14 protein-coding genes and 1 pseudogene are annotated in these 12,849 nt (G+C 73.1%); 5 read left to right on the plus strand and 10 right to left on the minus strand.

Going from position 1 to position 12,849, the window contains the following annotated elements; all coding sequences use genetic code 11:
* Positions 1-18: 18 nt before the first annotated feature.
* From murI to GTW08_RS02385, 5 genes are all read right to left on the minus strand, one after another.
* A complete protein-coding gene (gene murI, locus GTW08_RS02365) occupies positions 19-849 on the minus strand; it encodes a glutamate racemase (RefSeq protein WP_062400757.1) in 831 nt (276 codons plus the stop codon).
* A 3-nt stretch (positions 850-852) separates the two neighbouring features.
* Positions 853-1,449, minus strand: coding sequence for a rhomboid family intramembrane serine protease (locus GTW08_RS02370; RefSeq protein ID WP_073576168.1), 597 nt, complete (start codon positions 1,447-1,449; stop codon positions 853-855).
* Positions 1,450-1,508: 59 nt separating this feature from the next.
* Positions 1,509-2,456: a PLP-dependent cysteine synthase family protein gene (locus tag GTW08_RS02375; protein WP_073576169.1), complete on the minus strand. Its 948-nt coding sequence runs from the start codon at positions 2,454-2,456 to the stop codon at positions 1,509-1,511.
* Positions 2,457-2,518: 62 nt separating this feature from the next.
* A complete protein-coding gene (locus GTW08_RS02380) occupies positions 2,519-2,794 on the minus strand; it encodes a MoaD/ThiS family protein (RefSeq protein WP_073576170.1) in 276 nt (91 codons plus the stop codon).
* Between the two features lie 115 nt (positions 2,795-2,909).
* Positions 2,910-3,404 carry a Mov34/MPN/PAD-1 family protein gene (locus tag GTW08_RS02385; RefSeq protein WP_073576293.1) on the minus strand — a complete coding sequence of 165 codons (495 nt, stop codon included), beginning with the start codon at positions 3,402-3,404 and terminating at the stop codon, positions 2,910-2,912.
* A gap of 134 nt (positions 3,405-3,538) precedes the next feature.
* Here GTW08_RS02385 and GTW08_RS02390 point away from each other — a divergent pair, with 134 nt between their 5' ends.
* Positions 3,539-5,224: a 5'-nucleotidase C-terminal domain-containing protein gene (locus GTW08_RS02390; RefSeq protein WP_083658728.1), complete on the plus strand. Its 1,686-nt coding sequence runs from the start codon at positions 3,539-3,541 to the stop codon at positions 5,222-5,224.
* 16 nt (positions 5,225-5,240) lie between these two features.
* On the opposite strand, the gene GTW08_RS02395 is transcribed toward GTW08_RS02390, so the two are convergent.
* Positions 5,241-5,792 (minus strand): DUF2017 domain-containing protein, encoded by a 552-nt coding sequence (locus GTW08_RS02395; RefSeq protein ID WP_073576171.1) that lies wholly within the window; start codon positions 5,790-5,792, stop codon positions 5,241-5,243.
* A 2-nt stretch (positions 5,793-5,794) separates the two neighbouring features.
* Positions 5,795-6,103 carry an ATP-dependent Clp protease adapter ClpS gene (clpS, locus tag GTW08_RS02400; RefSeq protein ID WP_060710877.1) on the minus strand — a complete coding sequence of 103 codons (309 nt, stop codon included), beginning with the start codon at positions 6,101-6,103 and terminating at the stop codon, positions 5,795-5,797.
* Between the two features lie 38 nt (positions 6,104-6,141).
* Between clpS and GTW08_RS02405 the strand changes: the two genes are divergently transcribed.
* Positions 6,142-7,428, plus strand: a complete 1,287-nt coding sequence (locus GTW08_RS02405; RefSeq protein ID WP_073576172.1) for a nicotinate phosphoribosyltransferase — start codon at positions 6,142-6,144, stop codon at positions 7,426-7,428.
* Positions 7,429-7,431: 3 nt separating this feature from the next.
* A complete protein-coding gene (locus GTW08_RS02410) occupies positions 7,432-8,007 on the plus strand; it encodes an isochorismatase family protein (protein WP_073576173.1) in 576 nt (191 codons plus the stop codon).
* A 63-nt stretch (positions 8,008-8,070) separates the two neighbouring features.
* On the opposite strand, the pseudogene GTW08_RS31410 reads toward GTW08_RS02410, so the two are convergent.
* Positions 8,071-8,364 (minus strand): annotated as a pseudogene (locus tag GTW08_RS31410) (BCCT family transporter); the annotation flags it as partial.
* A gap of 850 nt (positions 8,365-9,214) precedes the next feature.
* Between GTW08_RS31410 and GTW08_RS02420 the strand changes: the two are divergent.
* Entirely contained in the window at positions 9,215-10,363 is a 1,149-nt protein-coding gene (locus GTW08_RS02420; RefSeq protein WP_073576174.1) for an aromatic ring-hydroxylating oxygenase subunit alpha, read from the plus strand.
* 285 nt (positions 10,364-10,648) lie between these two features.
* Here GTW08_RS02420 and purU read toward each other — a convergent pair whose 3' ends face one another.
* On the minus strand, positions 10,649-11,497 hold the full coding sequence (gene purU, locus GTW08_RS02425) for a formyltetrahydrofolate deformylase (protein WP_073576175.1): 849 nt from the start codon (positions 11,495-11,497) through the stop codon (positions 10,649-10,651).
* 138 nt (positions 11,498-11,635) lie between these two features.
* Between purU and GTW08_RS02430 the strand changes: the two genes are divergently transcribed.
* The gene (locus GTW08_RS02430; protein WP_073576176.1) at positions 11,636-12,301 is read left to right on the plus strand and encodes a GntR family transcriptional regulator; all 666 of its coding nucleotides are present in this window, start codon (positions 11,636-11,638) and stop codon (positions 12,299-12,301) included.
* Between the two features lie 107 nt (positions 12,302-12,408).
* On the opposite strand, the gene GTW08_RS02435 is transcribed toward GTW08_RS02430, so the two are convergent.
* Positions 12,409-12,849: cyclodeaminase/cyclohydrolase family protein (locus tag GTW08_RS02435; protein ID WP_161151333.1), on the minus strand; the 441-nt coding region annotated here is incomplete at its 5' end.

Below are 12,849 nucleotides of genomic sequence, written 5' to 3' on the forward strand. Positions count from 1 at the left end.
GGGAAGCGGGTGTGGCTGTCAGGCGGACGGGAGCGCGGCGCCCGCGCGGCCCACGACCGAGCCGATCTCGGGGCCCAGGAACCGGCGGCCGAGCCGTGCGAAGGGTTCCGGGTCGCCGGTGGCGAGGAAGCGGTGCGGCGCGGGCGGAGTCGTGTCGTCGCGCAGCAGGTCGTGCGCGTGCAGGGTCCGGACCAGGGTGCGAGCCGTCTCGTCGGCCGAGGACACCAGCGTCACGTCCGGGCCGAGGACGATCTCCAGCACCCCGGACAGCAGCGGGTAGTGGGTGCAGCCGAGGACGACGGTGTCGACCCCGGCCCGCTGCAGCGGTTCCAGGTACCCCTGGGCGACGCCGAGGACCTGGCGTCCGCTGGTGGTGCCGCGCTCCACGAAGTCGACGAACCGGGGGCAGGCCACCGAGGTGATCTCGGTGTCGCGGGCGGCGTCGAAGGCGTCGGCGTAGGCGCCCGAGGCGATGGTCGCGGCGGTGCCGATGACGCCGATCCGGCCGTTGCGGGTGGTGGCGACGGCGCGGCGCACGGCCGGGCGGACGACCTCGACCACCGGGACCGGGTAGCGCTCGCGGAAGTCGGCGAGACAGGCCGCCGAGGCGGAGTTGCAGGCGATGACCAGCGCCTTGACCCCCGAGTCGACGAGCTCGTCGCCGATGGCGAGCGCGAGGCGCCGGATGTCGGCCAGCGGGCGCGGCCCGTAGGGACTGTGCGCGGTGTCGCCGACGTAGACGATCTGCTCGGCGGGCAGCAGGTCGATGACCGAGCGGGCGACGGTGAGTCCCCCGACTCCGGAGTCGAAGATGCCGATCGGGGCGTCGATACCGGGCGCGTCGCTCACACCCTAGGAGGGTAGGCGGTCGGCCTTGGCCACCCAGTAGGCGGCGACGACGCCGCCGACCGCGCCGAACAGATGACCCTGCCAGGACACCGACGGGTCCGACGGCAGCACGCCCCAGAGGATCGAGCCGTAGAACAGGAAGAGCACGAGGGCGAGCAGGATCTGCCTGCCGTTGCGGGCGTAGAACCCGCGCACGAGCAGGAACAGGAACCAGCCGAAGACGATCCCGGACGCGCCGATCACCGGGGCCGGCGACACGAGCCACACCCCCAGCCCGCTCACCAGCCAGATCGTGGCGGTGACCGCGAACCACTGCACCGGCCCGCCGGACATCGCGAGGAACCCGAAGATCAGGAACGGCAGGCTGTTCGCGGCGAGGTGGGCCCAGTCGTCGTGGACCAGCGGCGCGGTGAGGACACCGGTGAGCCCCTCGGTGCTGCGGGGGTAGATCGCGGCGGCGGACTCGACCATGCCACCGGAGGCCTGGTCGACCGCCTCGAACACGTAGAGCGCGGCGGTGAACACCAGCATGATCACCGCGGCGCGCACCGGTGCCGGCGGCAGCACGCGGGCGGGACGGCCGTCCGGGAGCGCGGTCATGTCACCCACGGTACCGGCCCGGCCGCCCGATTCGCCCGTTACGTACCGGTTCGGCCCGGTCAGGCCCAGAGGTGACCGTCGATGCCCTGCGCGGCCGTGCCCAGGTCGCCGGAGTAGGCCCCGGTGGACAGGTACTTCCAGCCGCCGTCGCACACGATCATGACGACGTCGGCGCGCTGCCCGGCGTCGAGCGCCTTGTTCGCGACGCCGAGCGCGGCGTGCAGGATCGCGCCGGAGGAGATCCCGGCGAAGATGCCCTCCTGCTCGACGAGCTGGCGGGTGCGGCGCAGCGCGTCGTAGGAGCCGACCGAGAACCGGCCGGTCAGCACGGTCTCGTCGTAGAGCTCCGGGACGAAGCCCTCCGAGAGGTTCCGCAGGCCGTAGACGAGCTCGCCGTACCGGGGCTCCGCCGCGACGACCTGCACGTCGGGCTTGTGCTCGCGCAGGTAGCGTCCGGCGCCGACGAGGGTCCCGGTGGTGCCGAGCCCGGCGACGAAGTGGGTGATCGACGGCAGGTCGCGCAGGATCTCGGGGCCGGTTCCGCGGTAGTGCGCGTCGGTGTTGGCCGGGTTGCCGTACTGGTAGAGCATCACCCAGTCCGGGTGCTCGGCCGCCAGCTGCTTGGCGACGGCGACGGCCTGGTTCGAGCCGCCCGCCGCCGGCGAGGAGATGATCTGTGCCCCGTACATCGCCAGCAGCTGGCGACGCTCCTCGGAGGTGTTCTCCGGCATTACGCAGATGATCTCGTAGCCCTTGAGCCTCGCGGCCATCGCGAGCGAGATCCCGGTGTTGCCCGAGGTGGGCTCCAGGATCGTGCAGCCGGGCGTGAGCAGCCCCTGCTTCTCGGCGTCGGTGATCATCGCCAGCGCGGGCCGGTCCTTGATCGAGCCGGTGGGGTTGCGGTCCTCCAGCTTCGCCCACAGCCGCACGTCCTCCGACGGCGACAGGGACGGCAGCCCGACCAGCGGGGTGTCGCCGACGGCGTCCAGCAACGAGTCGTAACGCACGGGTTCTCCTCACACGACGGCACCGGGCGGGGACGCCGCCCGGTGCCGGGGTCCGGTGGGGCTCAGCGACCGCCGGCCACGGCCGGGAGGATCGTGAACGTGGAGGACTCGGAGACCGGGGCCTCCAGGCCGCCGGCGAAACGGATGTCCTCGTCGTCGACGTAGATGTTGACGAAGCGGTGCAGCTTGCCGTCGGTGATCAGACGGTCCTTGATGCCGCTGTGGCGCGACTCCAGGTCGTCGATGACCGCCGAGACGGTGTCGCCCTTCGCCTCGACGGTCTTCTCACCGTCGGTGTGCGTGCGAAGGATGGTGGGGATGGAGACGGAGACGGCCATCTCTGTGATCACTCCTGGTGGGTCGCTCTGGCGTGGATTTCTCACGCGCGACAACGCGGCCGGAGTACGGCGACATTCCCGCGCGACCTCCGGCGCGGGTGCGCGAGAGGGTCGATCAGGCCCGGTCGGGCACGTCGTCGGAGCCGGTGTGGGAGAACATGTAGGACTCCACGACCGCCAGCTCGTCCTCCACGACCTCGCCGTCGGCGAGGTGGTAGGAGCGCACCTCGGGCTCGGCGTCGGCGGTGGGGAGGCCCACGATCAGCCAGTGCTGGTCGGGGGTCCACTCCATCTGGGCGACGTCCTTGGGCGACGGGTAGGCCTCGGGCAGGCCGGTGTGCGCCACCGGGCGCCGCGGCAGCCGCGTGTGGGAGTGGACGACGAGCATGCGGCGCTCACCGGCCGCGTCCAGCTCGCGCTCCAGGCGGATGTCCTCGGCCGGGGCGAAGGCGAAGTCGCTCGCCACCTCGTCGGCGTTGGTCATCGGCACGTAGCGCTCGGGGTGCTCGCCGGTCTCGGGACCGACGAGCTGCCCGCACGACTCGACCGGGAAGTCCCGGCGGGCGTGCGCGACGATCGCATCGACGAGGTCGGACCGGAGGACGAGCACGACCCGAGGATACGCGGCCACGGCCACGGGACCGAACACCCGCCGGGCCGGAACCGCCCGTTCACGCACTCGGCACCACGGTCGGTGATCCCGGCCACGGCCTCGCGTACGGGGGTGCGTCCATACTGCCCTGCGTGCCCTCCTCCGGTCGCCGTGTCGGACTCGTCCTCGCCGCCGTGCTCGTCGTCGTCCTCGCGGTGGGGGTCACCGTCGAGGCGGTGACGCTCTCGGGTCGCCCCGCCGCGGGCGCGCCGGGCTCCGGCACGGTGCGGCTCATCGCGCTCAACGACCTGCACGGCAACCTGGAGCCGCCCTCGGGGTCCTCGGGCCGGGTGACCGACGACGCCGGCGCGCAGGTCGAGGCCGGCGGCACCGCGTTCGTCGCCGCGCACGTCGCGGCGCTGCGGGCGCAGGCCCCGGCGAGCGTGGTGCTGTCCACCGGCGACAACGTCGGCGCGTCCCCGCTGGCGTCGGCGCTGTTCCGCGACGAGCCGACCGTCGAGGTCCTGGAGCGGATCGGCGTCGCCGCGTCCGCCGCGGGGAACCACGAGTTCGACGAGGGCATCACCGAGCTGCGCCGGCTGCAGCGCGGCGGCTGCCACCCGGCCGACGGCTGCCGCTTCACCCCGTCCTACGACGGCGCGTCGTTCCCGATCCTGTCGGCGAACGTGACCGAGGGCGGGAAGCCCGCGCTCGCCGCGTCGACGGTGGTGGAGGCGGGCGGCGCCCGGATCGGCGTCATCGGAGCCACCCTGTCCGAGCTGCCCGACCTGGTCTCCCCCGACGGCATCCGCGGCCTGGAGGTCGGCGACGAGGTCGCCGCGGTCGACGCGGCGTCGCGCGAACTGACCGCGCAGGGGGTGCGGGCACAGGTGCTGCTGCTGCACCAGGGCGACGAGGCGACCGGCGACGGCGGCCCGGACGCCTGTGCGATCGAGCCCGGCGGGCCGGGGTCGCGGATCGCGGCCGCGGTGTCCGCCGACGTCGACGCGGTGTTCTCCGCGCACACCCACCAGCAGTACGTGTGCTCGGCGACCGACCCGGCCGGGAACCCGCGGCCGTTCGTGCAGGGCCTGTCGTCCGGCAGGTTGCTGTCGGTGGTCGAGCTCGCCCTGACCGGCGACGGCGACGTGGACCGCGGCGCGACGACGGCCCGCAACGAGGTCGTCACCCGCGACGTCGCGCCCGACCCGGCCGTCGCCGACATCGTCGACCGTGCGGTCGCGCAGTCGCGGCCGCTGGCCGAACGGCCGGTCGGAACGGTGACCGGGCCGCTGCTGCGTGCGGCCGCGCCGACCGGGCTGTCCCCGCTCGGCACGGTCATCGCCGACGCCCAGCTGGCGGCCTCGCGCGGTGACGGCGCACAGCTCGCGCTGACCAACCCCGGCGGGGTGCGCGCGGACCTGGTGCCCGGCCCGGGCGGGCGGGTCACCTACGGGCAGGCCTACACGGTGCAGCCCTTCGGCAACATCCTGCAGACCATGACGCTCACCGGCGCCCAGCTGCGCGCGGTGCTCGACCAGCAGTTCACCGTCGACGACGGTCCGACGGTCCTGCAGAGCTCGTCGAACCTGCGTTACACGGTGGTGGCCGGGAACCGGGTCGGTGACATCTCCATCGGCGGCGTCAAAGTCACCGACGACGGCCGCTACCGGGTCGCGACGAACAACTTCCTGTCCGCGGGCGGCGACGGCTTCGACACCTTCACCGCCGGGACCGAGCTGGTCGGCGGCCCGGTGGACCTCGACGCGTTCGTCGCCTACCTGGGCGCGAACCCGGGCCTGGCCGCGCCGTCGACCGACCGGATCGTGCGCCGCTGAGGGTCGGCCGGGCGGGTCAGAGCCCGCGGACGCGGACCCGGACCAGGGAGTCCTGCACGTAGGTCAGCCAGTGGTAGACGCCCAGGTGCTGGGCCCGCGGGTCGTCGTCGGACAGCTGCTCGGGCATGTCCTCGTTCACGTCGAGGGCGGTGCCGAGCGCGAGCCGCACGTCGTTGAGGGCGGCCAGCCAGGCGTCGACCTGGGCCTCGGTGAGTTCGAGCCGTCCGCCCGCCTCGGGCAGGGTCTCCAGGACGGTCGCCGCGGCGGTGTCCTTGGCCTCGATCAGCGACGGCTCGTGCAGCGAGCGCATCCCGCCGGCGAGGTCGGAGTCCTCGGTGGTGAAGTCCGGCAGCAGCCGGGCCAGCACCCGGTCGGTCGGCCGCGACGTCGGACCGGTGCGGATGCCGGTGAGTTCGGCGAGCTCGTCGGTGGGCGCGAGCTCGGCACGACCGGCGAGCATCTGGCGGATCTCGACGAACAGCCCCCGCAGGACGACGGCCTCCTCACCGGAGAACCCGGACGTGTAGCGGACGCGGTCGCCCCGGCCGCTGCGCTTCCAGCCGTTCACGCTCAGGCCCGCTGCATGGTGGCCCACAGGCCGGCCGCGTGGAGCTGGGCGACGTGACCCTCCACGGTGTCCTTGTCCCCCGCCGACACCGCGGCGCGTCCCTTGTGGTGCACGTCGAGCATCAGCGCGGTGGCCTTCGCCTCGGGGTAGTGGAACACCTTCTGCAGCACGTAGGTCACGTACGACATGAGGTTGACCGGGTCGTTCCAGACGATGGCCTGCCACGGCGTGTCGGGGCCGGCGGACTCGTCCAGGTCGGGTGTGACCTGCTCGGTGGGCGCCGGGGACGGCGCTGGGGACGGCGCGGACATGCACCCCATGGTGGCACAGGAGCCGTAGGCTCCCGGCCATGACCGGCACGGCCCTGCTGACCGACCGCTACGAGCTGACGATGGTGGCGGCGGCCCTCGCCGACGGCACCGCGGAACGCCATTGCGTCTTCGAGCTGTTCGCGCGCCGCCTGCCCGACGGGCGCCGCTACGGCGTCGTCGCCGGGACGGGGCGGCTGCTGGAGGCGCTGGAGAGCTTCCGGTTCTCCGCTGCCGACCTGGAGTTCCTCGCCCCGGTCGTCGACGCGGCGACCCTGGAGCGCCTGGGCGACTACCGCTTCTCCGGCGACGTCGACGGCTACCCGGAGGGCGAGCTGTACTTCCCCGGCTCCCCCGTCCTCACCGTGACCGGCACCTTCGCCGACGCGGTGATCCTGGAGACCGTCGCCCTGTCGATCTACAACCACGACTGCGCGATCGCCTCGGCGGCGGCCCGGATGGTGACCGCGGCGGCCGGCAGGCCGCTGATCGAGATGGGCTCGCGGCGCACCCACGAGGAGGCCGCCGTGGCCTCGGCCCGGGCCGCGTACCTGGCGGGCTTCGCGACGACGTCGAACCTCGCCGCGGGCGCCCGGCACGGCATCCCGACCGCGGGCACCGCCGCGCACGCCTGGGTCCTGCTGCACGACGACGAGCCGGCCGCCTTCGCCAGCCAGGTCGCCGCGCTGGGCACCGGCACCACGCTGCTCGTCGACACCTACGACATCCGCCGCGGCATCGAGCACGCCGTGGCGGCCGCCGGGCCCGGGCTGGGTGCGGTCCGCATCGACTCGGGCGACCTCGGCGAGCTGGCCCGCCAGGCCCGCGAGCAGCTCGACGCGCTCGGCGCCACCGGCACCCGGATCGTGCTGTCCGGCGACCTCGACGAGTACGCGATCGCCTCGCTGCGCGCCGAGCCGGTCGACTCCTACGGCGTGGGGACCTCGGTGGTCACCGGGTCGGGCTCGCCGACGGCCGGGATGGTCTACAAGCTCGTCGAGGTCGACGGACGCCCGGTGGCCAAGCGGTCGAGCGCGAAGGAGTCCCGCGGCGGGCGCAAGGCGGCGCTGCGCCGGTTCAAGCCGACCGGGACCGCGGTCGAGGAGGTCGTGTACCCCTACGGCACCGACCCGGTCCTCGGGCCGCACGACCGGGCGCTTCCGGTACCGCTGGTGCGGGACGGGAAGGTCGTCGCCGACGACGTCGTCACCGGGCTGGAGGCCGCCCGGGAGCGGCTGCGGACGGCGCTGGTCGCCGTACCGTGGGAGGGGCTGAAGCTGTCCCGCGGCGAGCCTGCGATCCCGACCACCTTCCTGACCGGGAGCTGAGCCATGGCACGAGCGTTGATCGTCGTCGACGTCCAGAACGACTTCTGCGAGGGCGGCGCCCTCGCGGTGACCGGCGGGGCCGCCGTGGCCGCCGGGATCGGGCCGCTCGCGACCGCCGGCCGCGACGGGCGGGTCTACGACCACGTCGTCGCCACCCGGGACGTGCACGTGGACCCGGGGCCGCACTTCTCCGACACCCCGGACTTCGTCGGCTCCTGGCCGCCGCACTGCCGCGCGGGGACGCCGGGCGCGTCGTTCCACCCGGCGCTGGACGTGGCGCTGATCGAGTGCGTCTTCGACAAGGGCGCCTACACCAGCGCCTACTCCGGGTTCGAGGGCGCCAGCGCGAACGAGTCGGGCACCCCGCTGGGCGACTGGCTGACCGAGCGCGGGGTGACCGAGGTCGACGTCGTCGGCCTGGCGACCGACCACTGCGTCCGGGCGACCGCGCTCGACGCGTCCCGGCTCGGGCTGGCGACGACGGTGCTGCTGCACCACTGCGCCGGGGTGGCCCCGGAGACGACGGAACGGGCGCTCGCCGCGCTGACCGAGGCCGGCGTGGAGCTGCGCACCGCCTGACCCCCCCGGGGTGCCGCGCTGGGACAGCGTGCCCATGACGATCGACGCGGCGTCGGCGCCGGACACGAACAGCGCCAACGCCCCGGCCGGCACCATGGTGGTGTCGGACAGCAGGTGGATGCCCTGGGCGACGCCGGACACCGCGGAGAGGATGAACGCCGCGGTCAGCACGACGATGATCGTCGCGAGCACGCCGGCCCCCGGCACCCCGTCGACCCCAGCCGACGGTCTGCATGCCGCCGCCGATCTGGAACGCGCCGAGACCGAGGGCCGCGGCCGAGCCGAACAGCGTCGCGACGACGCGAGGATGTCGATCGCCTTGCCGATCGCCCCGTCGGCGGTCTTCTGCCCGATCAAGCGCCGGCGCGGCCCCGATCCCGAAGACCGTCCGGGTCCGTGCGGGGGCGTTCCGGGGGTGCTCCGGGGTCCTCGGTACACGACCGGGGATCGACCGGCGTCATGACGTCTCCACCTCTGTCCGGGTGCGGGGGAAGTGCGGTCCGTACGCCGCTCCGTGGGCCGTGCGGTCCCGCGGCCGGGATCGTCGACGCGACGGGTGGACGGGGAACGGGGCCCGCCGGCCGGCCCCCCGGGGGGGGGGGCGGCGGACGTGCGGCGATCGGCCGGGATCGCCACCCGGCAGCACCTACTCCTCATCAGATACTCGAGTAATATATCTGTGCACGTTACTTGAGGCTGGAGCGGCGATCAAGACCCGACCAGCCGCCCGGAGTCCGACGACACCGGAGTCGTCACCGTGCCGCCGGCAGTTCCGTCGCCCCACCCACGGCGACCGGTCCACACCCCGGGCCTGCACGAACACCACCGCCACGGCCCCTTGACACCGACCCGGGGGACGCGCTCCCATCGTGGTGCGCATAGAGCGACTCGTTGCTTGTTACGCAACAGTTTCCGGTATTTCTCGTGTGTTTCCGCGGCCCCGATCGGCGCCGTCGTCATCGCGTCGGATCCCACTGCAGGAGTTGATCCGCTGTGCCGCAACGCTTCCACCGTGACCGCACGCCGGTCGCCTCCGGCGCCCGGCCGTCACGCGGGCCCCCGGTCCCGCGGCACCGGCCCCCGTGACACCCGATGCCGTCGCACCGATCCCGCACTCGGCCCGCCGGACACACACCCGTCGACGGCACCCGACCTCGCGCCAGACCCGCAGCCGCACGCCCGACCGTCGCCCACGAGGAGTACCGCCATGACGACCGGCGAGTTGTCGACCCCCGCCACCGAGGGGCAGAGCCTCCCGGACAGCCTGCGAGAGACCCTCGCCGGCCACTACTACACCGACCCCGCGATCTTCCGGGCCGAGCAGGACAACATCTTCCACACGACGTGGTTCTGCGCGGTGCTGGCCGCGGACCTGGACAAGCCCGGCGCGTTCGAGACCGTCCGGATCGGACGGGAGAGCGTGATCGTCACGCGGGCCAGGGACAACTCCGTGCGGGCCTACCTCAACGTCTGCCGGCATCGTGGCGCGCGGCTGTGCACGGAGGAGAAGGGCGAGGTCAAGCGCTCCTTCCAGTGTCCGTACCACGCCTGGACCTACGGCCTGGACGGCAAGCTCATCGCGGCGCCGAATCTCAGCTCGATGCCCGACGTCGACAAGGTCGAGTACGGCCTGCACACCGTGCACGTCCGCGAGTGGCTGGGCTACGTCTGGCTGAGCCTGGCCGAGGTGCCGCCCTCGTTCACCGAGACGGTCATCGGTGACGTCACGACACGGCTCGGCTCCCCGGACGCGATCGTCGGCTACGACGTCGAGAGCCTGAAGCTCGGCCGGCGCATCTCCTACGACGTCAAGGCGAACTGGAAGCAGATCGTCGAGAACTTCATGGAGTGCTACCACTGCGCGACGATCCACCCCGAGCTCACCGAGGTGCTGCCCGAGTTCGCCGACGGCCTCGCCGCCCAGTACTTCGTCGGGCACGGCGCGGAGTTCGGCGAGGAGATCAAGGGGTTCACCGTCGACGGCTCGGAGGGGCTCGCCCGCCTCCCGGGCGTCGCCCAGGAGCAGGACCGCCGCTACTACGCCGTCACCGTGCGGCCGTCGGTGTTCATCAACCTGGTCCCCGACCACGTGGTGTTCCATCGCATGTTCCCGCTGACCGCCGAGCGGACCCTGGTCGTCTGCGACTGGCTCTACCTGCCCGAGGTCGTCGACTCCGGCGCCGACATCGACCGCTCGGTGGAGCTGTTCCACCGGGTCAACGTCCAGGACTTCGACGCCTGCGAGCGCTGTCAGCTCGCGATGGACTCGCGCTCCTACGAGAAGGGCGGCGTGCTCGTGCCCAGCGAGCACCACATCGGCGAGTTCCACGACTGGGTGCGCGACCGGGTGGGCTGACCCCCGCTCCGGCCCGCACCACCACGACCGCCCCGCCCGGCCCGCCGGCGCGGGGCGGTCGCGCACCCCCTTCCCCTTCCCCTTCCCCTTCCCGTCACCGGCACCGGCAGGAGCGCACGGACGCCGTGGCACCCCACCAGAACGCGTGGCACCCCACGCACCGGGTGCCGCGAGACGCGCGGCGTCGCCGAGCCGGCCGGCGGCAGGCGAGGCACGACGGAGAGAGCGCGGAACGGCCCCGCCCCCGCGGTGCGGGGACGGGGCCGTGGGCTCGCGGAGCGGGCGCTACCGGAAGACGACCGTGCTGCCGCCGGTCAGCAGCACCCGGCGCTCGCAGTGCCAGCGGACCGCGCGGGACAGGGCGAGCGCCTCGGCGTCGCGGCCGACCATCTGCAGGGCCTTCGGATCGTAGGAGTGGTCGATCCGGATCACCTCCTGCTCGATGATCGGGCCCTCGTCCAGGTCCGGGGTCACGTAGTGCGCTGTGGCGCCGACCTGCTTCACACCGCGCGCGTAGGCCTGGTGGTAGGGACGGGCACCCGTGAAGCCGGGCAGGAACGAGTGGTGGATGTTGATCGCCCGGCCCTCGAGGGCCTTGCAGGTCCCGTCGGAGAGCACCTGCATGTAGCGGGCCAGCACGACCAGCTCGGCGTCGTAGGCGTCGACCAGCGACAGCAGCTGCGCCTCGGCCTCGGGCTTGGTCTCGGCGGTGACCGGGACGTGCACGAACGGCAGGCCGGCGGCCTCGGCCATCGGGCGCAGGTCGGGGTGGTTGGACACGACCGCGACGATGTCGGCGCCCAGGCTGCCCGCCCGCCACCGGAAGATCAGGTCGTTGAGGCAGTGGCCCAGCTTGGAGACCATGACCAGGATCCGGGCGGGGGCGCCGTCGTGGAAGGTGAACGTCATCCCGAACTCGGCCGCGACCGCCTCGAAGTCCCGGCTGATCGCGTCGAGGTCCACGTCGTGCTCCGCGCCGACCCGGGTGCGCAGGTGGAGCCGGCCGCGCAGCGGGTCGTCGAACTGCTGGTACTCGCCGATGTCGCAGCCGTGCTCGAACAGGAAGGCGCTGACCGCGCGCACGATGCCGGTGCGGTTCGGGCAGCTCAGGGTCAGGATGAAGGAACGGGACACGGCGGCCTCTCCTCGGTCGGACGCGGTCCGCGGAAACTGCGGCACGGCGTACACAGTGCTTTGATATATCAGTCTTAGTCAAGAGGTGTGGGCATGTCCGCTGACTGTTAGGCACGTCCGTCGCGTTAATATGCGACGGTGACCGCTCTTCCCGACGACGCCGAGCCGGAGTACACGTCCCTCGCCGACAAGGCGTACACGGTGATCCGGGATCGGCTGATCATGCTCGACATCCCGCCGATGACGGCCATCGACGACGTCGCCCTCGCGAAGTCCCTCGAGGTCGGTCGCACCCCCGTCCGGGAGGCGCTCAAGCGGCTCGAGATCGACCGGCTGGTCGTCTCCTACCCGCGCCGAGGGACGTTCGCGACCGGCGTGGACATCACCGACCTCGCCTACATCTCCGAGATCCGTGTGCAGCTCGAGCCGCTCGCCGCGCGCCGTGCCGCCGAGTACTCCGGCCCCGCGATCCGGGCCGACCTCGCCGAGCTGGCCGACACGATCGACCGGATCGACGTGCGCACCCTGGACCGCGACGAGCTGATGCGCTGGGACCTGCACGTCCACCGGACGATCTACTCCGCAGCGGCCAACCCGCACCTCGAGGACACCCTGATCCGCTACGACAACCTGGCGACCCGGATCTTCTGCCTGTTCCTGGACCGGATGACGCACTTCGACCGGCACGTCGGCGAGCACTCGGGCCTGCTGCGGGCCATCGCGGGGCAGCAGGCCGACGAGGCCGCCGACCGGGCCCGGGCGCACGTCATCGGGTTCGAGAAGGCCGTCCGCGAGGTCGTCTGAGCCTCCGCGCGCCCGCTCAGACGTGGGGCGGGTGGGTCATCGGCGGATCTGCTCCCGTACGTCGTCGGTCACCGTGTCGGCCCGGCGCAGCAGGTCGTCGACGCCGGTCAGTGCCGCGGACAGCTCGTCGCGCGCCGGCGGGTCGGTGAGGCCGCCAGGTTGATCTCGACGTCGAGCCGGGCGGTGCCGGCCGCGGCCCGGGCGGCGTCGGCCGCGGCTCCTCCGTCGCTGATCACGTGGGGGTTGCCGATCGGCCGCAGCCGCTCGGCGAGGTCGCCCACCTGCTCCGCGGCGCGGATGACCTGCGCCGGGATCCGTCCCGCCTCGACCAGTGCGGCGGCGATCGCCGCGGTGCGGGTCCGCCCCGCCTCCTCGGTGTCGCGCGGGAGCGTGTAGGCCGCGCCGAACGCGCGGGCGTCGTCCTCGGCGAGTCCGAGGCCGGTGATGCGCAGCGCGTCGGCCCGGTTGCGGATGTCGAGCACGGTGTCGGTGTGCCCGGCGTCTCGCTCGCCGTCGGTGTGGCGGGCGACCATGCCGAGCAGGGCGGC

The organism is Pseudonocardia sp. SID8383, assembly GCF_009864975.1.
Taxonomy (GTDB): Bacteria; Actinomycetota; Actinomycetes; order Mycobacteriales; family Pseudonocardiaceae; genus Pseudonocardia; species Pseudonocardia alni.